Source organism: Dyadobacter sp. CY347, from assembly GCF_021502655.1.
Lineage (GTDB): Bacteria > Bacteroidota > Bacteroidia > Cytophagales > Spirosomataceae > Dyadobacter.
In genome coordinates this window covers 1,292,569-1,316,903 of sequence record NZ_JAKFFT010000002.1, presented here as the reverse complement: position 1 = coordinate 1,316,903, position 24,335 = coordinate 1,292,569, and the positions used below count along the sequence as shown (strand labels likewise).

Here is a 24,335-nt window from a genome sequence, read left to right as displayed (position 1 = left end):
TAATATTGAAAATTTTATCTCTCTTTAATATAGCTCAGTCCTAAGTTCAAATTCTCATTAAACTCCCCAATCGTCGCAGACTGTAACGTGCGATGCATTTTTGTTCTGATTTCTTTAAAATCGTTGTGCAGTGGGCAAGGCTTTGTTTCAGAGCAACTTTTTAACCCAAGCCCGCAGCCCTTAAATATTTTTTCCCCGTCAATCGCCCTGACAATATCGGCCAATGTATTACTCCGGGCAATGCTGTCAACATAAAAGCCGCCATTTGGACCTTTACTGGATTGTATGAGCTCACGTTTGCTGAGTTCCTGAAGGATTTTGGCAATGAAGTGTTCCGGTGAATCAATACCAGCCGCAACTTCTTTAATACCCACTTTCCTGCCTCCTTCTGACTTCTGGGCAACAAAAATGACCGCTCTTATTGCATATTCGCACGTTTTTGAAAAAAACATCTGCATCTGGTTTATGTGCAAATATATCTTCAAGATTCGGAAAATAAAATACTTTTTACTCTTTTATTTTACGCACTGGTTTGCTGTCTTTCGGCATAACTATTTTTTCTAACAACAAGCCCTACACATACGTTAAAATCGGCCAGGTCACCATATTCTTCAATGGCTATGAAACCAGGTCTTTTACGTACCTAACTATATTGCTTTCAGGAGGAATGATGAACCTATTTTAAATTTGCGTGACAGGAATCTCACGTAATCCAAATGGCTTTGCATTCGTCGTAATAGATTGTAATCGGCTTTGTAAAGGTGTTTTTAAGCCGAATTGTACGTGCAAACAGCCCGGCAATGATTAATCTAGATGTCTACTGCCTAAAGACTTTCTATGACCATACATACAGGCGGTATCACACACTTAGCAGTAGATAAGCAATTAATAGAATACTGATGACTAAAATGACTCCGGTAAGAATGGTGGTCAGTAAAGTTGTTGGTTTATACCGCCCGGTTTTAAGTTGCTTTTCAGTTCTACGGTACTGCAAAAAGGCAAACAGAATGGCAAGCATACCTAGGACGACCAAAAGAATCCCAATAATGGCTGAATATGCATGCGAAGGCGTAGCAACTTGTGTTTGCAGCACAAAACCAATCTGTTTTACAAACAGTGAAAACTTTACAACCACAAATCCAAAGGCCATGATGCCGATCCCTGTCCTTAACCAAGCAAGGTAAGTCCGTTCATTAGCCAGATGGTCATTAGGCGTAAATACTGATGGATTGCTATCTTGTTCTGTACTCATGTGGCCGGAGTGTCCTATATTAAAAAATATGATAGGTCGTTTCGGAAAGTTTATGCAGCATCTAAATAAAAATCAGAGAACTCCTCAATCAATGGGTTTGCAATATCCTACTATTGCTGCTCGCTAATAATTCGATGATCAGATTGCATCACCATATTATCCAGGTCATTTTTGATCTGACATTAAGATATTGTCTTTTGCCAGCAGTCAGCACCTGTTTTGGCCTTATCGGATGTATTAACCCTAGCAATGTAGGGTACAAAATAACAAATATATACCTTAATGATAATACCCTGCTCCTGCATAGCTGTCATCCTCCCCCGTAGTGTTAAAGAGATATTATGCAATGTCGATATTAGCTTTGCACGGTAGTGTGGTCAGGTTCTCTATTTAAACAAGCCCTTGCGCAAGCATAGCATCAGCTACCCGGACAAAGCCTCCTATATTGGCCCCCTGCATATAGCTCATGCGCCCATCTCCCTTACGGCCGTAACGCAAGCATGTCAAGTGGATATTCAAGATAATTTCCTGCAATCTCCTATCGACCTCTTCACGCGACCAAGATAAACGAAGCGAATTTTGAGACATTTCAAGCCCTGAAACGGCTACGCCACCTGCATTTGCTGCCTTTCCTGGGGCATATAAAATATCATTATTTTCAAATACTTCAATCGCTTCCGGCGTACAAGGCATATTGGCGCCTTCTGCTACACAAAAACAACCATTCTTAATTAGCAGCCTGGCATCATCCGCGTCAAGTTCGTTCTGTGTAGCATTTGGCAGTGCAATATCACATGGAACCTCCCAAGGCGTTTTCCCTGATACAAATTCACATCCGAACTTGTCAGAATACAAATTAATCCGCCCCCGCTCTTCATTTTTAAGGTGCATGATATAGGCAAACTTCTCAGCATCAATGCCTTGTTCGTCAAAAATGTAACCTGATGAGTCAGAAAGCGTTACCACTTTGGCGCCGAGCTCGATACACTTTTCAAGCGTGTACTGTGCTACATTTCCTGACCCCGAAATGACCACCCTTTTCCCTTTGATGCTGTCGCGCCGCTGTTTCAACATTTGTTCCACAAAATACACAACGCCGTATCCTGTTGCTTCCGGACGGATCAGACTTCCGCCGTAGCTCGCACCTTTACCCGTTAATACCCCGGTAAACTCATTTTTCAGCCGCTTATATTGACCAAACAAAAATCCGATCTCCCTTGCTCCGACACCAATATCCCCGGCAGGAACATCATTATCCGAGCTAATGTGACGAAATAGCTCCGTCATGAAGCTCTGACAAAAGAACATCACCTCACGGTCACTCCTTCCTTTTGGATTAAAATCAGCCCCGCCTTTACCGCCTCCCATTGGAAGCTGGGTCAGACTATTTTTAAAGATTTGCTCGAATGCAAGAAATTTAAGCGTACCCAAGTTTACAGATGGATGAAAGCGAAGGCCACCTTTGTAGGGGCCAATCGCACTGCTCATCTGGACACGGTAACCCCGGTTAATTTCCACTTCGCCCAGATCGTTCATCCAAGGAACCCGGAAAATAATGACGCGCTCAGGTTCCGCGATCCGGTCCAGGATTTTAGCTTTCTGGTAATGCGGCTTATCCTCAATAAATGGAATAATTGTTTCGGCCACCTCTTGGACTGCCTGGTGAAATTCATTTTCACCAGGATTTCGATCGATAATCCGGGTCATGAAGGATTGAACTGAAGTCACTGTATGTGCGGTTATTAATTTAAATTAGTATTAAAAGTTACGATTTTGGCAGCTTAAAAACCCGTTTAGACAATCATCTCAGTGACCTTTTCTTCATGGGTCATAACTATATAAATCCTTGAAATTTTTCGATCCCCTAATTCTCAACTTCCCTGATTGAAAATATATTTAAATGTTTTCCTCGTACTAAATCACTTGAGAGTTTACAATGGTCATGGTATTAAGGTGCCATTGGCGATAAGAGAATGATTCAATACCTGTGTCAGAACCTACAAAGGTAAAAACGGCAACGAGTATAGCGCCCTTATCCTTGAAAATTGTAATGCGTGTTGGCTGTGCCATGTTAGATTGATTACTCATTAAACCTTCGTTCCTGAAACGGAGTGTCGTGTTTGTAGTGCTTGTTCACAACATGCGACCGTTTGTTAATGTGCCCTGAATGTTGGTGCAAGGTTACAGTTTAGGGTACTCTATTTACACTAAGTTCAACTATAATAGATGCGCATTAGCTCCAAACCTTCATTTACTGATATCATCTAGATTACATTTAACCACCGGGCTGTTTTAGAGAATAATCTCATAGTTGCGTATGATCCGCCCATTTGTAAGAAAAATCTCAATCCGCGCAATAATCTAGCGTCTTTTGATACAAAAGCTTATCTGCCAAGCTGCTAGTTTAAATGAAACGTCTCTGATTTTTGATCAACCAGACTTTGGTTTTTAAGTAGGTTTAAAATAACGAGTCCTATTACAATACAGACTGCAATTAAAAGAGAAATATTGATCAGCCCTCCTGCTGCTTGCCCGTGGGCGCTTTTTATTGTCTTCTTACCCGCATCTGACTGTATTTGAGCAATAGAATGAAGAGTTGAAACAGCTTCCCGGAAAATAATTGCTCCCTGATCTCCAAACAAAAGTCCGGCCTCTTGATGGCGATTGCTACTGATAAGTTGTAGAACGGAATTTTCGAGCCTATCATAAGCTTTCAATCGATCTTTAAAATAGGAAAGTTTTTTTGCTTCCAAAGGAGTCAATGAAGTCTTCTCAAAGCTACTGATCAGACGGTTGCGCTCGGAATTGTCAATACCTGGGGTTTTAACCGGTGCTCCTGTCAAGATGGAGGATGAATCGGTTAAATACCCTTGCACCACAAGCCGTCTGTTATATAAGTTTTCGCTCAAAAACATAAGATCAACAGCTGGTTGTAAACGGTCTACAAATACAGATTCCAGACTTTGATCCATAACCTGTATCGTCTGATTCGTACTTAGAGAAGCAAGCATTATCACTACTAAAATACCGGCAAGTACTACTGCCGCTTTAACTTTTTGTCGTATTACAAAAGACCATTTCATATGAACATTGTTTATAAGACCAGAGTAAGAAAGCCCGGCGTCGGCAAAGAATTTCCGCCAGGCTTATAAAAGTATTTAGGAAATTATAGTAATCAGCCATGAGCATATACCTAAACTTATTGCCCGCTATTTCAGGTTAAATGCCTAACCACCTGTCTTCATTAAATTGCACCTTAATTTTTCCACGATTGCTGCTGCTTAAAAAACAGGTATATATAATAGTCAAACTGGTTAAAACCTTCAAATAAAACCAGGGGCCTAATTCTGTCGGAACTAAAATTGTTTTATTCATTTCGTCTAAAATTTTGAATGCATTAATTATAGCTGTAAATTTACAACTGTAAAAATACAAAAACAAACTATGGCCAATAATGGTGCTTAACTTGACCGGTCTAATTTATAGGATGACATATGTTTTTCCTATAAATCCAATCTGGCTGGCAGATGTCTTGCCGCATTATTAATTTATGGCCACCGACTAGCATTAACTTGTCGTAGGACAAACGCTAAGGGGAAAAAAAGCAATTTTCAGTTTACAGAGTGCAGATTAATCCATCATACCTAGTGTTCTGATCAGGGAAGTAGTAGACAAATTGTTTGATGACTATACGTTACAAATCAAATACACAACTACGGGTGAATTTAGTATCAACAACTTTCTCCTGCATCAATGTCCATTGGCGGTGAACAAATACAGAGCAGTATGTAAAAACGGATTAATGGGCTGACTTGTTTATTGAATTACCCACATATAAGCAATGGCTACAAGGAAGTTCAAGACCACTTAAGTTGTGTTTTCCGAATGAAATAAGGCTAACCACAAATGATCTGGGAAATGAAAGGTTTAGACCAGTAACTTAAACATGCTATGCGATGATGTGCGCCTTTCGGAAATGTCGGAACAACATTGTACTTTAGAAGAAGCATTTATTACTAATTGTACTTCAAAGATGTGACAGTTAAAGCGATAGTCAGGATTGCTAAATAAAACTGCTAAAAATTTATCAGGTTCTCCGAGCGGATCCTAAGAATTCACTCCAGCAGTAACTTCACCTAGATCTTCTTTTAATAGCGATTTGAACATAATTTCAATTTTAATCTTCTAAAAAGGTAAAAACATGAAAAATTTCGAAAACAAGACTATTATCATTACCGGTGCCGCAATGGGGCTTGGTCTAGCAGTCGCAAAGGAACTGGCTTCGAGAGGAGCTAATCTCACACTTGTTGACTATAATCAGCACAGTCTTTCCCAGGCTAAGGATGAGATCAGCAGAGATTTCCCGGATAACAAAATTATTACTGTTATGGCGGATGTTTCTCAGGAAGCTGCCGTAAAAGGTTACGTTGATGAAACAATTAATCAGTTTGGCCGTATTGATGGGCTGTACAACAATGCTGGAATTGAAGGCAAGCAAGCTAGTATCACAGAATATGACCTAGACACCTTTAAAAAAGTAATTGATATAAATCTTATGGGAGTATACTACGCTATGCGCTATGTTATTCCTTTCATGCAAAACCAAAAGTACGGCAGGATCGTAAATGTCGCATCCGTAGGAGGCATCAGGGGTGTTTTAAATCAAACTCCGTATGTAGCAACAAAACATGCAGTGTCAGGCATGACAAAAAATGCAGCGCTTGAATATGCGAAAGACGGCATCAATACAAATGCGATTGCTCCGGGAGCCATACTTACACCTATGGTTGCGGAAGCTTTTAAACAGGTAAATCCTGAGGATCCGAAAGCTGCTGAATCAGAATATGCTAAGGCCAATCCTACAAAACGGCTTGGCCTGCCCGAAGAAGTGGCGAAGGTAGTGGCGTTTCTTTTAAGCGACGAATGTTCCTATGTAAATGGGCAGATTCTTGCAATTGATGGTGGGCAGTCAAACAGTTATGGCAATGTTTAACAAGTTCAGCGCAGCACTATCAAGCGAATATGGTCGGGGACATATATCATACCGCTTTCAAAATCAAAAAGTGGTTTCGTGCAGCTAAGGATGGAAGCTATCATTTGGCAAATACATGAATACTCATTTCATACGATCGATATCCAACAACTAAAAAGCTGCAAACGATTATGGGCAAATCAGCAAACAGAAACAGCAAGGGCCTCGTTAAGCTCATCCCCTTTCTGATACTTATTTACGTATCACTGACTGCCAGCGGGCAAACTCCTAAGCCAACCAAGGCAAATTCATCAACTCTCTCTGCAATTGAAAGCAAGATCCGCGACAAAACGATGGCCATCGAGTCCAAGTTGATCAGCTGGCGCAGGGATATACACCAAAATCCAGAACTGGGAGATCAGGAAGAACGCACTTCAAAACTGGTTGCAGAACACCTCCGCACTCTGGGAATTGAAGTTCAGACAGGAGTGGGCGGCACTGGGGTTGTAGGCATACTGAAAGGCGGGAAGCCAGGAAAGTTGGTTGCCCTGCGGGCAGATATGGATGCCTTGGCCGTTAAGGAGCCCGCCGGATTACCATTCGCTTCAAAGGCCACAGCCCAAATAAACGGAAAGACTGAATACCTTATGCATGCTTGTGGGCACGACGCTCATACGGCTATGCTAATGGCGGCAGCCGAAGTGCTTGTGAGCGTGAAAAGTGATCTGCCAGGTTCAGTAATGTTCATATTTCAGCCTGCCGAAGAAGGCTCAGGCGTTGTAGAGCCAGGGTCGGGCAAAAGCTGGGGGGCCAAACGGATGCTTGAAGACGGCATGTTTAAGAAAAACAAACCGGATGCAGTATTCGCACTACACGTTCACCCCGGCAAATCAGGACAGATTGATTACAAAAGTGGACCAGCCACAGCCAGCAGCGACGTGCTGAACATTACTGTCAGCGGGCAGCAGGGCCATGGAGGCATGCCATGGAACACAGTTGACCCGGTAGTAGCCTCGGCATACGTAATTGCTGGCTTACAATCCGTAGTTAGTCGACGCGCTGACCTGACAAAGTCGCCAGCCGTTGTTTCAGTGGGAATGATTCATGGCGGGTCCAGCCAGAATGTGATCCCGGACACTGTAAAATTGGTTGGTACCATCCGTTCATATGACCCTGAGGCACGCAAGCAACTTCATGCTGATATTAAGCAGGCTGCTGAGCACATTGCGGAAGGAACCTATGCGAAGGCGCAGGTTGACATTTTGCCTATGTATGATGTCACAGATAACAATGATGCACTGGCTAACCAGATGCTGCCCGTACTGAAGCGCGCTGCCGAAGCGGGCGTGATACCCGGGTCGTTGCAGGGGGCTTCGGAGGATTTTTCTTACTTCGCCAAAGAAGTGCCGGGTCTGTATATTTTTCTTGGTGTTACGCCCGATGGTGAGGATCCTGTCAAAGCTGCTCCTAACCATAATCCGAAATTCTTTGTCGATGAAAAAGCATTGGTAGTAGGCACAAGAGCAATGGCGGCAATGACCGTTAACTTTTTAATGAGCGGATCGCCCAACTAACAGCTGTCAAATTTTCGAGCTTGACCACAGCGAGTTATCTTTTTAGCTTCGTATATCTAGCTTACGCAGCATTTCGTCCGTTGTTGATTCGCTGTAAATACCATAGCCGTTTACCAGCACACCTTTTATTTGATGAACATCGGAAGATATCGCATACAGTACGGCTGCATCCGAAGGGTTACTGTCCCCTTCAAACCGAATGAATTTATCCACTTTAAAGTCATCAGTAAATATTTTGAATTGCCCGTTACGGCACTCAAGGCAGTTTTGGCGAAGATTGAAGTCCTCAGAATATCCTTGCTTGCGCAAGTCATTCAAACTTTCAGTTAGCGTTACGTATGGCTCCATATTATTTAGATATATTAGTGAAAGGTGTTGATTCTTGTAATCTAAGACAAGTATTAGTCTTAATAATTATTTACTAATCCCGCCGCGCTAAAAGCCGCTGAAACGCTCTGCTACAGACGTCAGTCAATTTGGTAACGTAGGGATTTTATTTCTTATTCATAAGCTTAACCAACTCAATTAAGATAATACAAACAACAGTTGTAATGATCACTATTAGCATAATATGCCAGCTTAATGGTGTTGTTTTAAAAACGGTATCCAAAAACGGGACATACACAATCAGCATTTGAAGCATTATGGTAAGGATTATTGCTCCCCACATGCCCCGGTTAGCAAATATGTCCCTGGAAAATATAGAATGATATGTAGAGCGCACAGAAAGCGCATTACCCAGTTGCACAAAACATAGGGTTGTAAATACTGCGGTCTGTTGTGTCATTACATCGTAATTATTGCTAACGCACCACCACTGAATGAAGAGTGCAGCAAATGTCATAATGATTCCTATGAGTACGATACGAAGGACTAAACCACCTGCAAATAAATTTTCCTTAGGTGGACGGGGCGGATGGTTCATAATATCCTTTTCCGCTGGTTCTGCCACTAGCGCAATACCGGGCAAGCCATCCGTCACCAGATTTATCCAGAGAATGTGTATGGGGAGCAGTGGAATAGCAAAGCCAATGATTGGGGCAAAAAAGATGACCAGGATCTCACCCAGGTTACACGAAAGCACATAAACAATAAACTTTTTGATATTCTCGTAAATACGCCTGCCTTCCCGAACGGCTTTCACAATGGTGGCAAAATTATCATCCAATAGGATCATATCAGATGCTTCCTTCGATACATCAGTGCCAGTAATGCCCATTGCAATCCCGATATCTGACTGTTTTAAGGATGGTGCATCATTTACGCCATCGCCAGTCATGGCAACAAACTCACCGTTGTTCTGTAAGGCTTTTACAATATTCAATTTCTGCTCTGGCGATACACGTGCATATACAGCAACATGTTTCGTCACACTCTTAAATTCTTCTTCTGTCAGCTTCTCTAAATCAGAGCCTGCCCTGACTTCCTGGGATCCTTCTTTAATCATCCCCAGGCGTTGGGCAATGGCTGTGGCAGTAAGTGGCTGGTCACCGGTTATCATTACCGTTTTTATACCCGCGGTTTTACATTCTTTAATGGCATCTATGACTTCTTCGCGAGGCGGATCAATCATGGCTGCCATCCCTAAAAATTCAAGTTCATTCTCTTCATCTGAGGTTATCCTGCCAGGATCTTCTTCAAAAATTTTGTAAGCAAAAAATAGAACCCGAAGGCCATCTGCCGCCCACTTACGGTTCTGTGCGAGCCACCCGTCAGTCTCATTTTTATATTTTTCAGATACCGATTCCAGCATCTTTATTGGGGCACCTTTTACAAACAAAATCCATTTGTCCCCATATGTATGTAAGGTGCCCATCCGCATGCGCTCTGAATCGAATGGCAGCTTCTCCAACAGCGGGAATTTTTGATCTGCTTCTTCTTTTGTTTTGCCCTTATCTATGGCATACTTTACCAATGCTGTTTCTGTGGAATCGCCCAACAGTTCTTTGTCTGCGGAAAATCGCACATCATTATTGAGCATCATGGCATAGCCCAAAAGTTCTTCCTTTCCCTCCATGGCAAGGATACTTTCTACCGTCATGATATTTTGCGTAAGCGTCCCGGTTTTATCGCTGCATATATAGGTGACTGACCCTAACGTTTCAACCGCCGGCAATTTTCTCATCAATGCATTTTGGCTCACCATTCGGCGGGCCCCCTGGGCAAGAGCAATTGTTATAACGGCAGGCAATGCCTCTGGCAACGCAGCAACAGCCAGCGACAATGCGGTAAGAAACATGGCAAATGGTGGCTCGCCACGGAGCAAGCCAAGACCAAAAACGGTTAGGCAAATCACTAGAACTATAACCGCCAGTTGCTTACTAAAAACAGCTAGCCTTTTCTGGAGGGGCGTTTTTTGAGAACTTGCCTCCATCATACCTGCAATTTTACCGATTTCGGTATTCATACCAATGGCAGTGACCACCGCTTGGGCCGAACCATTACTCACAACCGTTCCTTTGAAAACCATATTGAGCTGGTCACCAGGTACTATGTTCCCTTCTTTTATTGGCTCGGTTATTTTTTCTATCGAATGGCTTTCGCCGGTAAGCGATGCTTCGTCTGTTTTAAGAGAACTCACCTGAATCAGCCTTGCATCGGCAGGAACAATATCACCGGCTTCCAGTAGAATTAAATCACCTGGGACCAATTGACTTGCTTCAATTTTTAAAGGGTTATTGTCGCGGATCACGATCGCAAACTGTGCCGACATTTTCTGTAACATCTTTACTGATTGCTCTGCATTATATTCCTGCGAGTAACCCATCCAGGCATTACCGAGAATGATGGCCAGAATAACGTATGCATCTGTATGCTCGCCAACTATAAATGAAATGGCGGCAGCGACAATCAGTATCAAAATCATAACATCTTTAAACTGACCAATAAGGATAGACAGTTTACTTTTTCGTTTGGCCTCCTGCAATACATTCTCCCCAAATTCATTTCGAAGGTTTACAACTGTATCGCTTTTTAAACCAGAAGCGGAAGTCTTTAAAGAACTTATGACGTCTGCTGCATTAAGCTGGAAAAAAGTCTGCATGATGGTAAACAATTTAATATGCGTTAGCACTGATCCATTATACACCCAAAGAAAAATTAACCGCAGTCCACGAACTTTTAGTACTATGTACTTTCGCGTTGGACGGCTACTGATGCCTCTCCTCTATTTGCGGTATTTGTTATCATTTTACAGGTTATGTTAGCTATAAAAAGACCCAGAATTATAGAAGGTTGGAAAAAGACTACTAATACTATTTTTTCCCTACGCCCACGACTATTCCCCAATGATACCCTTGTGCAGTTCATTCTAAAATATAATCTGACTTAAAGCAAAAAATACGAAAATTTCTATAAATTGATGAAAATATCTGCTAAATCCTATGAATGATTATATAGCTATTCAATCACTCGGTGTGCAACAGGATATAACTCTCCGGCTGCTCGCTGCGATTCAATAAACTGCGCGTTTCACTGCCTGCTTCATCGTCTGCGTTTTACTTAAACCATACATCATACTTTAGCAAATGAAATAATGAAAAATTTTAACATTGCAGTTATTGTGGGAAGCCTTCGCAAAGAATCCTACAATTTAAAAACTGCGAACGCCCTAATTTCCCTTGCGCCGGAATCTCTCAGTCTTGAAATATTAAATATTTCAAATCTTCCAATGTTTAATGAGGACCTGGAAGCAACACCGCCAAACGAATGGGAAGAATTTCGGCGGCAAATCAGGTCTGCCGATGGCCTTTTATTTCTTACGCCAGAATATAATCGTTCGGTACCTGCTGTTTTAAAAAATGCTATTGATGTAGGCTCGCGTCCATATGGGCAAAATTCCTGGAATGGAAAACCGGGAGCGGTAGTAAGCGTTTCTATCGGAAATATTAGTGGTTTCGGCGCTAACCATCATTTACGCCAGTCACTTGTTTTTGTTAATGTACCCACCATGGCACAGCCCGAAGCATATATAGCTGAAGCAACAGGGTTATTTGATGAAAGCGGAAGTCTAATCAATGATTCTACAAAGGGCTTTCTGACTGATTTTATGGTAGCCTTTGAGCAATGGGTGATTACACATGCCACGAAGTATTAGAAAGAAATTGTAGTTAAACAGACATACTCATCTATGGATAGAGCCCTTAATCAATATATACCTCCCTTTTTCGCTATACTCCGGATCGTGGCAGGTTTGCTATTTGCCATGCATGGCAGCCAGAAACTTTTTGGTATACCGGGTGGTAGTGATCCGGTTCCGTTAATATCGTTAATGGGGTTTGCAGGTTTTATCGAATTTGCAGGCGGGCTTTTCATAGTTGTTGGCTTTTTTACACGCCTTGCTGCTTTTTTAGCCTCCGGACAGATGGCTGTCGCCTATTTTATGGCTCATTTTCCAAATGGGCCGGTACCACTCTTAAATAAAGGCGAGTTATGCATTTTGTATTGCTTTCTCTTTTTATATATAGTCGTGCATGGTGCTGGCATTTGTAGTCTGGATGCACGTCGCCAGAAACTAAATCTAAATTCGAAACGCTAAATTTTAACTATGAACCAAAATAAAATTTCTTAATCCAGTTAAATCAAGCTTGATCTCACTGAATTTATGGATAGCAAAATTCAAAACCGTGATTGCAAACAAACACTTCTTGTATCCTTTCTTTTTTCTGCTCGTAGCACTTCACTGCACGCCCTGTCTGGGTCAGAAAAAATATGAACGGGAATACACTGTCAAAGCTGATTCCGTTCCGGACAGCGCCGCTTTATTTGTGTCCCGTCTTTTTAACAACTCCAAGGTTCATTGGTATATGGAGGAAAGCGATACCACTAAGTCTATCGAAGCGAAACTGAAGCATTCGGGAAAACATTACAGCATCGAGTTTGATGAATCCGGACAAATACAAGATATCGAAATCCTCATTAACATTCGTGATTTGGAAAAAAATACCCGTTCAAAAATAAAAGATAACCTCAATGCTACATTTAAGCGTCAAAAAATCATTAAAACACAACTGCAATGGGTTGGTAGCGAGAATAGCCTGGAACGCGCTGTTCTCGCTAACATGCCGCTTGAAGGGATTATAGTTAAATATGAGATAGTCGTCAGAGGGCAGACAGAAAACGTGGAAGCGTATTTTGAAGTGCTATTTGATAGTACCGGAAGGATTGAAAGCACTATGGAAATAGCATTAGCAAATGACGATAATCTTATTTACTGATGTGCAGACTTATCTTCTTTTGTTTATTATCCTGTACAGCACTATGCCAAACATATCGGGCGGGAACAACTAATCAAATTAACCTAAACTTTAAGGTTGGCAAAAGTTTAAAGTTTAATACAAAATTGGAGTCTCGTCAAATCCTATCGCAGAAAGAAATTGATAAGTCTCCTAGCCATAGATTTCAATATGAGCGAACCGATTTGACCTTGCTGCTTACTACCAAACTGTCTGTTAATAATACCATTGGGGGTGGTTATATGATAAGGTTAGAAGAAAATACGTATTATCACCGGATCATTCAGCAATTTAATAATGTGAGGAAGTTTGAATGGTTCAGTGTAGCACACCGGGTCTTGGCCGACGAAACTTTTACCAACCATGGACTTAGTAACTTCCGGATAAACTATAGGATCGGGATACAGAAACCGCTTAACGGTCAATACATCGATCCGAAGGAATTTTATGCAAAGGTAAACAATGACTTTCTTGGTACCTGGTCACGTGGTGAATCCGACTTTGAGATCGGCATTTTACCTGCCCTCGGATATACCGCTACTGCTAATAATAAAATAGAGCTGGGGGTAGATTATCGGGTAAATGAGCTTAAAAAAAATGGCATAGCCCAGCAATTCTGGGTAACGCTTGGATGGTTCATTAGTATATGAGCTCATTTACCTGCGATAGGGTTCAATCATTTGCCACAATAAATCCAATGCTATTCGAATCCTTATTTCGGTCCCGTCAAACCAGCATCTGGAATCGCAAAAAAGCTAATGCTGGTTGCCGGAAGCGTCAGCTCACCGGTCTTTACCGGCTTGCCCTTTAAAACTGGCAACTCACTATTGTCTTCGAGTTTCAGCTCTATCCCGTTAAGCTGTACGGTTTCTCCTTCCAATTCAGCGGAAGTCAGCAAATAGTGCTCGGAGTCTATATCAATACGGATTGGAGCTTCTTTCTTATTTGTATTGATCACCAGCAGCGTTACACCTCCCTTGCGCCCTTTCATGTTGTGAGCAAATACATAAACGCCCTCTGTCCCCTGCCCTGCTTCGTAAACCTGGGTGCCCATAAGTTTGGCCCACAGATACGCTGCCCAGTAATTTGGTTTGGGCAAATGTGTATCCTGGTCGATCAGACTGTACTCACTGGCAACAAGGGTATTATGCATGATAACCTTAACCCCTTTCTTGGCCAAGGATCCCATTTGGTACAGGTAGCGGAAAGTGTCAAGGAAAGTCGCTGAGAATGGGTCGCCTCCACCCGCAGCCTGCGCCGTTTCTGTGATCCACAAAGGGATGCCAGGGTTGTACTTATCCCTTAAACCCGCATAATAGTGTGCGACCGTATCGGTTTTCAGTAGCCAACCTGCGTCCAGCGCATTTTCAGCTTTTACCGAAAAAGGGCCACTGCGCATCATGCGCATGGAAGCCGCTCCATAGTAATGATATGAAAAAACATCGAATTTGGGATTGGGTTTAGCAGACAACATATCCTCAGTTGGCAAAATACTCATTCCCATCCCCTGAAGAGAAACGTTGGGCGACCCTTCGCCTACCGAACCGGGCCCTAGCACCAGCATATCGGGAACTGCCTTTTCGGCCCAGGCATTAAATGCAGCCATGTCCTTGGCGAAGTTTTCCGCATTATACGACTTACTGATTTCACCGCCAGCCGTCGGCATTGTTGGTTCATTAAACAGCTCGGCCGCTGCAATCTGGCCGCCAACACTCTTGGCAAAGTCTGCCAGTTTTTGTGCTTGCACCGGGGTCCATACCCCTTGCGCATCCCGTACGCCATTGGATACTGCAAACGATGTAACCAGTTTAGAATCGGTTGCCTTTATGAAATCCAGTAACCCTCCAAATTCCTTCTTGGACAGCACATTGACAAACCCGGTAGGTGCTTTCGCCATTTTAGGTTTGTCGTCGTCCTGAAAATAAATACCATTTGTCCATGTGCCGCTCATCCTCACATAAGCAGGGGCTAACCCTTTAGCCAGGATTAGCAACCTTTTGTCTGTGAGATCAATGGGTTTCAATTGTCGGTACAGCTGATCATTGGTTTGTGAGACGTCGTAAGTTGAATTTGCAGCCAGGTCAGGCAAGCTGTCCATCAAGTGATAAGGTTTCCAGAACTGCCCGCCTGCGACCTCCACTGTTTCCACATTATAAGACTGATAACGTTCATCTACCGCTGCTATCTGTCTCATCGTCTTAGGTGAAAGGCTGATGAGCTTGCTATTCTTTCCTTGATCCGACTGTTCAGAAGTGTTGCAGGCAGAGACAACTAATGCCGTCATGACTACTAGGTTGAGCGACTTGTTCATTACATTATTTAGTTTAGTTGCTTTGTATTGAAGAACAACATTACATGACAAAACTGCCTTACTACCCGCTCGTTTGCTGTGCGGTCAAATACTTTCTGGCGGCCTGGGCCATCGTAGCAATCCCTGCACCAAGCATGATGATATCTTTGATCACAAGTCGCCCTGCGGCACTTAGATAAGGGAACCCATACTCGGCGTCACCAAGTGATGGCACCCAGGTTTCAGGTGTGGTAATCAGAAATGACAATGTGACAATTGACATAATAATGACAAGAAAACTTCCAAATGCCGAGACTGCGGGAGATACCGGATACAGCGCTACCAAAAAACCAATCAGAATGATTACTGTGCCCAACCCATAAGAAAAAATATAAGTATGGTTGGCTTGATGCCATGCGACATTTTCGGGCTTTAATTCACCTTCCTTATTCATATGCTGCTTATATTCTGGCGCATCGTATTTATAAAAGAAGTTCATAAATGGACTATTGGCTACAAACGGCACGATGCCAGCAGCTTCATATTGAAAAGCTTTCAAACCGCCAATCCATAACATTACAATCACAATACCCCATCGGGCAGCATTAATCCCGGTGGCTTGTAACCCGGCCGCATAGGAAAATAGTTTATTTATCATTGTTTCAATTTTAAGATTATAGAGCTATTTACCAAACAATATCAGGGACTAGCCCAACCTCCTCCCAAAGACCTGTATAAGTTAACTACTGATTGCAACCGTTGCAATTGGTCATTAATGCTTCCAAGCTCCGCTTGCAACAAACTTTGTCGGGCCGTAATGACCTCGTTGTAATTGGCAAAACCGTTTTGGAGCAGCTCGCCTGAATAGCTTACCGATTTCTGCAATGCTTCCAACTGATAGCTGCGGATCGCTATTTTATCAAGGGCAGTGTTGTGTAGCGACATCGCATCCGACACTTGCTGTCCGGCTGTAAGCAGCACATTCTCAAAATTGAGCAGCGCCTCCTTCTGCTGGGCCTTGGCAACTTCCAGGCGGGTAATGTTGGCTCTTCTGTTGAATATCGGCTGGGTTAGTCCCGCGCCGATGCTTGCCGCAAGTGAGATTGGTTTAAGAAAGTTTTCCAGTTGCAGAGCCGAATAACCTGCCGAGCCAGATATCGTCAAAGCTGGATAGAAAAAAGTCCGAGCCACATTAGTCAATTCAAAATAATATCTCAGATTAAGTTCTGCCTGTTGCACATCCGGCCGATTTGCCAGTAGCAGCGCGGGAACACCCGTTTGCAATACATCAAGGGTATCCTGATCCCGAAGCGTGCCGCGTCTGACGAACGTGGCTGGAACGGCAAGCAGAATGCTTAGCGCGTTTTCTGTTTCCCTTGTACTCTGGATCAGGTCAGGAATTGTTACTTCTGCTACATAACGCTGCGCTTCACTTTGCACCACAGCCGCCTCGGTGACAACAGCTGCTATTTTCAGTTCACGCATGGTCTGCACCGTCGTATCCCAGTTGGACACGGTCTGCCTTGTAATGGCTAGCTGCTGATCTAAGGCCAGCAGTGCATAATAATAGTTAGCAATATCAGCCACCAGGCTTGTTTGTACAGCTTTCGCACCTGCTTCCGATTGCAATAAAAGTGCTAGGTTTGCGCGTTTTGTGCTTCGTAGTTTTCCCCAAATGTCCGCCTCCCAGCCGGAAGATAATCCCAGCTGATACTGGGTTGCACTGTTTCTAATACCAAAGCCCTGAGCCTCTGAAAGCTTAGAACGTGTCACGCCAAGATCTCCGATAACGGTTGGAAATAATGCCGCTCTACTCTGCTCATAGTATGCCCTGGACTGCTCAATACGCGTATAGGCGATTTGCAGGTTCAGGTTGTTTTTAATTCCCTGACTTATCAGGTTTTGTAAAGTCGTATCTGTAAAGAGCCGGTTCCAGGGAAGCTGGCCGAGCCCGGTTGTGTCGGACGTGACCACATTTCGGTAAAGGTTACCCGGTACCGTTAGCGGCTTCTGGTAGGGTCTGACAATGTTACAACAGCAAAGCAGCAAACCCATCATGCAAAACAGAACTAGTCGCTTTAAATGTCTTTTATACATAATATTGCTATTAAAACGCGTCAATGATCGTCCTGAAGTTGTTCTGTAATTGGCTTGGCAGGACCGCTGATCATTTCTTGTAAAGACTGGAATACGATATAAAGCACAGGTATCACAAAAACCCCAATGAGCGTTCCTACCAGCATTCCTCCTACGGCACCAGTGCCAATGGAGCGGTTTCCAATTGCACCTGCCCCGGTTGAAAGCATGAGTGGAACCAAACCCAGGATAAAAGCAAAAGAGGTCATCAGGATCGGACGCAACCGCGCCTGTGCACCTTCAACGGCCGCATTCACCAACGACATCCCGTGACGCCTGCGTTCCACTGCAAACTCTACGATCAGGATCGCATTTTTCGCCAAAAGTCCGATTAGCATTACCAGCGTAATTTGGAGGTAGATGTTGTTGGTAATGCCAAACATGCTGGCAAAAATGAATGTACCAGCCAGGCCGATCGGGAGTGACAGCAGGACTGCAAATGGCAATATATAGCTTCCGTACTGTGCGCTCAGCAGCAGATAAACAAAAACGACAACCAACATAAAAATAAAAACTGTTTGCCCGCCAGCAGAAATTTCCTCCCTCGTCATCCCTGAAAATTCATACCCATATCCGGCAGGAAGCGCCTGTTCAGCAACCTGTTGGATGGCAGCAATCGCGTCACCCGAACTGTAACCCGCATTAGGAGAGCCGGTAACGCCGATAGAAGTGAAGAGATTGAACCGGGAAATTGACTGAGGCCCGTATACTCTTTTAATGGTAATAAATCCTGTGATGGGCGCCATCTGACCACTTGCATTTCGAACGTAAATATTACTCAATCCCTCGGGATTTGCCCGTGAAGCAGCCTCGGCCTGGTACATGACCCGGAATTGTTTCCCGAACTGATTGAAATTAGATGCATACACACCGCCGTAATAGCCTTGCATTGTGCTCATGATATCGTTGACGGTGATGCCTGCCACTTTTGCTTTTGCCACATCCACATCGATCTGGTATTGCGGGAAATTTACATTAAAGGGAGTAGACGCATATTGAATTTCAGGACGCTTGCTTAATGCCGTAAGGAAGTCAGTACCTATTTTGGAAAATATGGCAATGTCACTTCCGCTTTTATCTTGAAGCTGAAACTCAAAACCTCCTGAGGAGCCAAATCCCTGAATGGTTGGCGGGGCAAAAAATATGATCTTGGCATCTCTTATCCCACCTGTTTTTGCAAATAACTTCCCGATCAAAGCCTGGACATCCTGCCCGGCTCCTCCCCGCTCCGCCCACGGTTGAAGTCTCATGACAAGCATTCCATAATTGCTTCCAACGCCGCTAATCATGCCCCTTCCGGTGATTTTTAGAATGTTTTGAATTTCCGGGATTGAGCGCGCAATGGCCTCAACCTCCTTCATGATAATCTCTGTCCTTTCCGTGGATGCGGACGGTGGCAGGGCAACATCAGCCATAATCGAGCCGGTATCTTCATTAGGTACAAACGTGGAAGGCGTAGTCTGCAATAGAAAATAAAACAGCCCGGCGAACACTGCAATGATCAATCCCGCCAGCCATTTTTTGGCGATCAGAAATAATACGGCTTGCTTGTATCGCTGTATTGTCTTTTCAAATGTCCGGTTAAACCAGCCATAGAACCTTTGCAAAATGCTCTTCTTATGCCCCGCGTCCTCTTTATGGGGTTTCAGGAAAATCGCGCACAATGCCGGGCTGAGCGTAAGTGCATTAACAGCCGAGAGCATAATGGCAATGGCAAGCGTTAGGCCAAATTGCTTGTAGAACACCCCGGATGATCCTTCAATGAAACTGACCGGCAGAAATACCGCCGCCATCACAAGCGTGATAGAGATAATGGCCCCTGAAATTTCACCCATGGCGTCTTTTGTGGCTTTGAGTGCGGATGTGTATCCTTCGTCCAGTTTGGCATGAACGGCTTCCACTACAACTATGGCATCATCAACGACAATGCCAATGGCCAGAACCAATGCAAACAATGTCAAAAGGTTAATCGTGAACCCAAAAAGCAGCAGGAAGAAAAACGTGCCCAGAATAGCCACCGGAACAGCAATAGCGGGAATAAGCGTGGAGCGAAAATCTTGCAGGAAAATAAAAACCACTAAAAACACCAGAATGAATGCTTCAATGAGCGTATGGATCACCTTTTCAATGGATGCATCCAGAAAATCATTTGCGTTGATAAGCGTGATATACTTAATGCCCGAGGGGAATGATTTGGATGCATTATCCAGCACCTGCAAACTACCTTCAATCACTTCTTTGGCGTTGGAGCCTGCCGTTTGGCTGATCGATACACCAACCGACGGATTGCCATTGGTTGTTGTACTGCTGGCATAGCTCATAGCGCCCAGCTCCACGCGGGCAATGTCTTTGAGCCGTAATACCTGACCATTTGGCGTGGCCTTGATGACCACTTCTTCAAACTCGCCTGCATCTTTGAGCCGGCCCGAATACTTGATCACGTACTGAAAGGATTGCAAGCCCTGTTCACCGAATTGACCGGGGGCAGCCTCTATATTTTGCTCTGCCAGTGCAATGCTGACATCAGAAGGGACAAGCCCGTAAGTTGCCATCACATCCGGTTTCAACCAGATCCGCATGGAATAATCCATACGTCCGAACGCATTCGCCTCCCCAACTCCTGATACCCGCTTAATTAAGGGCACCAGATTTATCTCCGCATAGTTTTGCAAAAATGTCTGGTCATAGGCGGGATTATCGCTGTATAAGGAAAAGATCACAAGGTTACTGCTTTGGCTTTTGGCCGTCGTTACGCCGGAGCGCGTAACTTCCTGCGGCAAGAGAGCGGTTGCTCGTGCCACGCGGTTCTGGACATTTACAGACGCAAGATCAGGATTGGTGCCCAGCTTGAAGTTGATCGTAATCCGCGCGGTGCCGTCGTTTCCTGCTGCGGACGTCATATAGGTCATGCCTTCGACACCATTAATCTGTTCTTCCAATGGCACAATTACACTATTGAGCACCACATCGGCATTGGCGCCCTGATATGAGGTGGAGACAACGACAGTAGGCGGGGCGATCTCAGGATATTGCGCAATAGGCAGGGAAATTAGCCCCAACACACCAAGGATGACAATAAGAACGGAGATGACTGTAGACAGTACGGGCTGGTCAATGAATCGATTGAACATAACCTACAAGTTTTTGGCGTAAACACTGTCCGCTTTTACTGGTCTGGAAATAACCTTTGCCCCTTCCCTTAACGACGCTACCCCTTCCAGGATAATCTTGTCACCTACGGCAAGGCCCGTTTGGGCAACAAAGAACTGTCCATCATTGTTGTCCAGCACGCCAACTTCCGCACTCTTAACCGTGCCGTCTGCCGAAACGCGGTAGACAAACTTTTTCCCCTGTATTTCGTAGGTCGACTTTTGCGGGATGACAATGGCCGAATCAAGCCGGGAAGGAATGCGGACAGTCGCGCTGCTTCCGCTGCGTATGATGCTGCCCGGATTAGGAAAAGTCGCACGAACCCTAATGGAGCCTGTTTGGGTATTGATAGATCCGCTTGTTGTGGTAATCCGGCCTTTTTCAGAAAAAACGGCTCCATTGGCTAAAACCAGGGAGACAGATGGCATCGTCGCGATCCGGGCTTTCGTTGTATTGCCCTTCGTGTTTTTGGAGAATGCCAAAACCTGTTTTTCATTGATCGAAAAATAGGCGTAAATATTCCCAATGTTTGAAACTGTGGTTAAGGGTTCGGGTGTGTTACTATTAACAAGGCTGCCAATTTTATAAGGAATTAAGCCCACAATGCCATTTGCAGGGCTTGCAATGGTGGTGTAGCCCAAATTCGTACGTGCATTGGAAAGCGCAGCGAAAGCCTGTGCGAGCGCCGCTTGTTTTGCTTGCAAGGTAAACTGCGCAGATTCAAGCTCATATTTACTGATAATGTTCTTTTCGACCAATGGCTTCACCTTATTGACACCCATTTGCGCGGCATTGACGTCTGCTTCTGCGATTTTAATATTCGCCTGTGCGGTCCTTACTTCCTGCTCATATTGAGGGGCATTAATTTTAAACAGCGCTTGCCCGCTTTTCACAGTAGCGCCTTCATCCACGAAAATCTTTTCTATAAATCCATCAATTTTCGGACGGATCTCAATATCCTGCTGCCCTTCAATGGTGGCCGGGAATTCACTATTTAATGTGATCGTTCTTTGTGTAATCGTCAGGACCGGATAGTCCTTGATTTGCTCCGCCACATTCCCACTGTCCTGCTTTTTGTCCTGACAGGACAAGAAAAGGACGAACGTTAACGACAAACCAGTTAGTGAGAGCTGTATCCTTTGATTCATAAATATGGAATTTTGGAAACTCGATCATGAACAGATGATGGCAGATAATAAACTTAGAAAGTGCAGATTAACAGTGGCGGTGAACTGGGGAGCCTGTTGCACGGATACTGGTTGAAGCTATAATTCATAACCATGCAAAGGATTAGGTGAATGCTATCTCAATGTATAGAATTTTTAGAAAAGTCTGATGCCGGCAAGAATTTAATTAAATTTTGTCACTCCTACGACTACCCAATTTTCACAGACGTCATCGTCAGCGAACCGCCAACGGCCTGATCATTGAAAAAGGAAACAGGTTCCTTTCCCGCCTTTAAGCCCAATGTATACATCAGAGGAAGGTAATGCTCCGGTGTCGGTATGGCTAGTGCGGCTTCCCTTCCCAACTGACTGTAATTGATCAATGGATTGTGGTCACTTTCCTGGATCAGGGCTTTGAATTGCTCATTGATTTGCAACGCCCAGTCATATCCATAACCCTGCACGCTAAGCTTGTCCCAGGCTACCATTCTCAGATTGTGCACCATATTTCCGCTGCCAATGATCAGCACTCCTTTTTTTCGCAGCGCCATTAGTTCCCTTGCCAGATCGTAATGGTATTGAGGCCCTTTGGTGTAATCAATGCTCAGTTGAAGCACTGGAATTTTAGCTTCCGGATACATATGTCTTACCACCGTCCACGTGCCATGGTCAAGTCCCCAGTCATGATTAAGCTCCACTTTTGCGGAACGAATGAGTCCGGCAGTTTCTTTGGCTAATGCTGGATTGCCCGGTGCAGGATATTGCACTGCAAAAAGTGCCGGCGGAAATCCTCCAAAATCATGGATCGTTTCAGGAAAATCCATTGCTGTGATCTTGGTGCCATTAGTAAACCAGTGCGCCGATACCACTAGCACTGCAGCTGGCGTAGGGATTTCCTTGGCCATTTGTGCCCACCTTCTGCTAAAGGCAGTGTCTTCGATGCCGTTCATCGGTGAGCCGTGGCCTATAAACAGGACCGGCATCAATCTCTGCTGGTCTGGAAGCTCATTTGTAAAATGTTTGAATGCTGTTAATGTAGTCATACCAATTGTGCCTGTAACGGCAGTTTTTATGAATTCCTTTCTTTTGATCATTGCTGGTAATATTTCTGCCTGGTGATGTAGGATTTTTCACCCGGACAGCCGGTTATGATTGTATTTTATATTGAGTTGGATCAACAGTGGGGACATCTTTTATAATGCTCGGCTTATGCCCAGCTCGCCTGCTACAACAGGGTTGAAACCGGCAGTTTCGACAAGCTCACCCACAGTTTGCAAAGCCTCTTGATCATTTCAGGCAATAAATGAATAGCCCTTCTTGCCTACTAGGATAGGCTTGGCAAAGGCAGCCGAAAATACGATATTGAAGGCTTTAACAACTTTCGAATTAGGCAGCAATTTTTGCAGCTCTTCTGCGGCACTCGTTCCAGAGACGGTCGCCAACCTGTCATATGGTTCGTTTAGCGGGTTAGCAATGCTTATGACCATTTTCTGATTGGCAACTTCCCGGATTTTCTCCGCAATTTCCTGTTGAGATCCATAAGGAACAGTCAGGATAATGATGTCGGCCTCCCAGGATGCATCTGTCGGACATCCGTAAATCTCGATATCAGCCTCAGGACTTGCGTTTCTTATCTCCTCATATAAAGCTTCCAGTTCATCTGGTTGGTTACCTAGCAGCAGTAAACGATAGTTACCTTTTGACAGGCTTTTCGAAATGAAGGTGCCCACATTCCCGGTGGCACCTATGATCGCGATGGTCTGTTTCGTGTTCATTTTGTTTCATATTTGATACACAAAATTATCTCATTGCGCCTGCACGGGACGATGAGTCTGATCAAGAAATTCCATTGATTTTAGTCAAGATAAGCCCACAATGGGAAGCAAAAGGGAAGCTACTGGCTTTTGCCGATCCTGCTGCGGATCCTGCTCAATGTTTCTGGGGAAAGTCCCATGTGAGAGGCAATCATATGCTGGGGGACACGCTGGACAATGTCAGGATATTGGTCAATAAAAGATTTATATCGATCATCCAGAGTCATACTGATAATGCTCAGCGTTCTTTTCTGGAGTGCAATGTAGGCCTCGGTCATCAATATCCTGAAAAATGTTGCGTACTTAGGCACCGAAATCAGCATCTGGTCATGTGCAGACTTACTGATCAGAATCAGCTCGCAGTCTTCCAGCGCATCTATATTCTGTGTTGAGATCTGCTCAGTAAGGAAACTGGATAGATCGCCGATCGCCCAACCTTCCAGCGCAAACGAAAAAATGTGCTCTTGTCCATCAGAATCCACAATGTAACTGCGCATAGCTCCCTTTTCGATAAATGCTACAGTCTTGCAGATATCTCCTTCCTGTAGCAGGTATTGACGCTTCCGCAGTTTTTTCGGCGTCAGAAATTGTTTCACCGCATACTCTTCTGATTCGCTCAGTTGTACCTTCTCGTTGAATTTGCTGAAAAACACCTCATACATAAGCTATCCGATTTGAACAAACAATTTGTTAAGATTTAAGGATATAATCTTAACAAAGCTAAATTCTCCTCATTAATACACCAAC

The 24,335-nt window shown here is 44.1% G+C and carries 20 protein-coding genes; 6 read left to right on the top strand and 14 right to left on the bottom strand.

Annotation, left to right across the window (positions count from 1 at the left end; all coding sequences use genetic code 11):
* Window positions 1–14: 14 nt before the first annotated feature.
* The 4 genes from L0659_RS06265 to L0659_RS06250 form a co-directional block, all read right to left on the bottom strand.
* A complete protein-coding gene (locus L0659_RS06265) occupies window positions 15–452 on the bottom strand; it encodes an Rrf2 family transcriptional regulator (RefSeq protein WP_233794383.1) in 438 nt (145 codons plus the stop codon).
* 407 nt (window positions 453–859) lie between these two features.
* Window positions 860–1,252, bottom strand: a complete 393-nt coding sequence (locus tag L0659_RS06260; protein WP_235124867.1) for a YidH family protein — start codon at window positions 1,250–1,252, stop codon at window positions 860–862.
* Window positions 1,253–1,642: 390 nt separating this feature from the next.
* Complete coding sequence (gene gdhA / locus L0659_RS06255; protein WP_310590682.1) at window positions 1,643–2,980, bottom strand: NADP-specific glutamate dehydrogenase; 1,338 nt, start codon at window positions 2,978–2,980, stop codon at window positions 1,643–1,645.
* Between the two features lie 671 nt (window positions 2,981–3,651).
* The gene (locus L0659_RS06250; protein ID WP_235124866.1) at window positions 3,652–4,335 is read right to left on the bottom strand and encodes an MCP four helix bundle domain-containing protein; all 684 of its coding nucleotides are present in this window, start codon (window positions 4,333–4,335) and stop codon (window positions 3,652–3,654) included.
* Window positions 4,336–5,453: 1,118 nt separating this feature from the next.
* Between L0659_RS06250 and L0659_RS06245 the strand changes: the two genes are divergently transcribed.
* Window positions 5,454–6,245, top strand: a complete 792-nt coding sequence (locus L0659_RS06245; protein WP_235124865.1) for a glucose 1-dehydrogenase — start codon at window positions 5,454–5,456, stop codon at window positions 6,243–6,245.
* Between the two features lie 170 nt (window positions 6,246–6,415).
* Window positions 6,416–7,798: an amidohydrolase gene (locus L0659_RS06240; protein ID WP_235124863.1), complete on the top strand. Its 1,383-nt coding sequence runs from the start codon at window positions 6,416–6,418 to the stop codon at window positions 7,796–7,798.
* A gap of 42 nt (window positions 7,799–7,840) precedes the next feature.
* Here L0659_RS06240 and L0659_RS06235 read toward each other — a convergent pair whose 3' ends face one another.
* Both L0659_RS06235 and L0659_RS06230 read right to left on the bottom strand, forming a co-directional pair.
* The gene (locus L0659_RS06235; RefSeq protein WP_235124861.1) at window positions 7,841–8,146 is read right to left on the bottom strand and encodes a phosphoribosylpyrophosphate synthetase; all 306 of its coding nucleotides are present in this window, start codon (window positions 8,144–8,146) and stop codon (window positions 7,841–7,843) included.
* A gap of 145 nt (window positions 8,147–8,291) precedes the next feature.
* Window positions 8,292–10,841: a cation-translocating P-type ATPase gene (locus tag L0659_RS06230; protein ID WP_235124859.1), complete on the bottom strand. Its 2,550-nt coding sequence runs from the start codon at window positions 10,839–10,841 to the stop codon at window positions 8,292–8,294.
* 492 nt (window positions 10,842–11,333) lie between these two features.
* On the opposite strand from L0659_RS06230, the gene L0659_RS06225 reads away from it, so the two are divergent.
* From L0659_RS06225 to L0659_RS06210, 4 genes are read left to right on the top strand one after another with little or no spacing between them, the layout of a single operon-like run.
* Window positions 11,334–11,894 (top strand): NADPH-dependent FMN reductase, encoded by a 561-nt coding sequence (locus tag L0659_RS06225; protein WP_082212663.1) that lies wholly within the window; start codon window positions 11,334–11,336, stop codon window positions 11,892–11,894.
* A 33-nt stretch (window positions 11,895–11,927) separates the two neighbouring features.
* A complete protein-coding gene (locus L0659_RS06220; RefSeq protein WP_235124858.1) occupies window positions 11,928–12,335 on the top strand; it encodes a DoxX family protein in 408 nt (135 codons plus the stop codon).
* A gap of 49 nt (window positions 12,336–12,384) precedes the next feature.
* On the top strand, window positions 12,385–13,014 hold the full coding sequence (locus L0659_RS06215) for a hypothetical protein (protein ID WP_235124857.1): 630 nt from the start codon (window positions 12,385–12,387) through the stop codon (window positions 13,012–13,014).
* Window positions 13,014–13,682 carry a DUF2490 domain-containing protein gene (locus tag L0659_RS06210; RefSeq protein ID WP_235124856.1) on the top strand — a complete coding sequence of 223 codons (669 nt, stop codon included), beginning with the start codon at window positions 13,014–13,016 and terminating at the stop codon, window positions 13,680–13,682. Before L0659_RS06215 ends, L0659_RS06210 begins: the two co-directional genes overlap by 1 nt.
* A gap of 62 nt (window positions 13,683–13,744) precedes the next feature.
* On the opposite strand, the gene L0659_RS06205 is transcribed toward L0659_RS06210, so the two are convergent.
* From L0659_RS06205 to L0659_RS06170, 8 genes are all read right to left on the bottom strand, one after another.
* On the bottom strand, window positions 13,745–15,343 hold the full coding sequence (locus tag L0659_RS06205; protein WP_235124855.1) for a hypothetical protein: 1,599 nt from the start codon (window positions 15,341–15,343) through the stop codon (window positions 13,745–13,747).
* A gap of 61 nt (window positions 15,344–15,404) precedes the next feature.
* Complete coding sequence (locus L0659_RS06200) at window positions 15,405–15,980, bottom strand: DUF417 family protein (protein ID WP_235124854.1); 576 nt, start codon at window positions 15,978–15,980, stop codon at window positions 15,405–15,407.
* A 41-nt stretch (window positions 15,981–16,021) separates the two neighbouring features.
* Window positions 16,022–17,419, bottom strand: coding sequence for an efflux transporter outer membrane subunit (locus tag L0659_RS06195; RefSeq protein WP_235124853.1), 1,398 nt, complete (start codon window positions 17,417–17,419; stop codon window positions 16,022–16,024).
* A 20-nt stretch (window positions 17,420–17,439) separates the two neighbouring features.
* Window positions 17,440–20,589, bottom strand: coding sequence for an efflux RND transporter permease subunit (locus L0659_RS06190; protein ID WP_235124852.1), 3,150 nt, complete (start codon window positions 20,587–20,589; stop codon window positions 17,440–17,442).
* Window positions 20,590–20,592: 3 nt separating this feature from the next.
* A complete protein-coding gene (locus L0659_RS06185) occupies window positions 20,593–21,756 on the bottom strand; it encodes an efflux RND transporter periplasmic adaptor subunit (RefSeq protein ID WP_235124850.1) in 1,164 nt (387 codons plus the stop codon).
* A 227-nt stretch (window positions 21,757–21,983) separates the two neighbouring features.
* A complete protein-coding gene (gene ygiD, locus L0659_RS06180; RefSeq protein ID WP_235125254.1) occupies window positions 21,984–22,817 on the bottom strand; it encodes a 4,5-DOPA dioxygenase extradiol in 834 nt (277 codons plus the stop codon).
* 249 nt (window positions 22,818–23,066) lie between these two features.
* Entirely contained in the window at window positions 23,067–23,549 is a 483-nt protein-coding gene (locus L0659_RS06175; RefSeq protein ID WP_235124848.1) for an NADPH-dependent F420 reductase, read from the bottom strand.
* A 119-nt stretch (window positions 23,550–23,668) separates the two neighbouring features.
* Window positions 23,669–24,250, bottom strand: coding sequence for a Crp/Fnr family transcriptional regulator (locus L0659_RS06170; protein WP_235124847.1), 582 nt, complete (start codon window positions 24,248–24,250; stop codon window positions 23,669–23,671).
* Window positions 24,251–24,335: the final 85 nt, after the last annotated feature.

Coding starts and splice junctions, on each gene's coding strand:
- L0659_RS06265 (WP_233794383.1), bottom strand. CDS start 452: ATGTTTTTTTCAAAAACGTGCGAATATGCAATAAGAGCGGTCATTTTT.
- L0659_RS06260 (WP_235124867.1), bottom strand. CDS start 1,252: ATGAGTACAGAACAAGATAGCAATCCATCAGTATTTACGCCTAATGAC.
- L0659_RS06250 (WP_235124866.1), bottom strand. CDS start 4,335: ATGAAATGGTCTTTTGTAATACGACAAAAAGTTAAAGCGGCAGTAGTA.
- L0659_RS06245 (WP_235124865.1), top strand. CDS start 5,454: ATGAAAAATTTCGAAAACAAGACTATTATCATTACCGGTGCCGCAATG.
- L0659_RS06240 (WP_235124863.1), top strand. CDS start 6,416: ATGGGCAAATCAGCAAACAGAAACAGCAAGGGCCTCGTTAAGCTCATC.
- L0659_RS06235 (WP_235124861.1), bottom strand. CDS start 8,146: ATGGAGCCATACGTAACGCTAACTGAAAGTTTGAATGACTTGCGCAAG.
- L0659_RS06230 (WP_235124859.1), bottom strand. CDS start 10,841: ATGCAGACTTTTTTCCAGCTTAATGCAGCAGACGTCATAAGTTCTTTA.
- L0659_RS06225 (WP_082212663.1), top strand. CDS start 11,334: ATGAAAAATTTTAACATTGCAGTTATTGTGGGAAGCCTTCGCAAAGAA.
- L0659_RS06220 (WP_235124858.1), top strand. CDS start 11,928: ATGGATAGAGCCCTTAATCAATATATACCTCCCTTTTTCGCTATACTC.
- L0659_RS06210 (WP_235124856.1), top strand. CDS start 13,014: ATGTGCAGACTTATCTTCTTTTGTTTATTATCCTGTACAGCACTATGC.
- L0659_RS06205 (WP_235124855.1), bottom strand. CDS start 15,343: ATGAACAAGTCGCTCAACCTAGTAGTCATGACGGCATTAGTTGTCTCT.
- L0659_RS06200 (WP_235124854.1), bottom strand. CDS start 15,980: ATGATAAATAAACTATTTTCCTATGCGGCCGGGTTACAAGCCACCGGG.
- L0659_RS06195 (WP_235124853.1), bottom strand. CDS start 17,419: ATGTATAAAAGACATTTAAAGCGACTAGTTCTGTTTTGCATGATGGGT.
- L0659_RS06190 (WP_235124852.1), bottom strand. CDS start 20,589: ATGTTCAATCGATTCATTGACCAGCCCGTACTGTCTACAGTCATCTCC.
- L0659_RS06185 (WP_235124850.1), bottom strand. CDS start 21,756: ATGAATCAAAGGATACAGCTCTCACTAACTGGTTTGTCGTTAACGTTC.
- ygiD (WP_235125254.1), bottom strand. CDS start 22,817: ATGACTACATTAACAGCATTCAAACATTTTACAAATGAGCTTCCAGAC.
- L0659_RS06175 (WP_235124848.1), bottom strand. CDS start 23,549: ATGAACACGAAACAGACCATCGCGATCATAGGTGCCACCGGGAATGTG.
- L0659_RS06170 (WP_235124847.1), bottom strand. CDS start 24,250: ATGTATGAGGTGTTTTTCAGCAAATTCAACGAGAAGGTACAACTGAGC.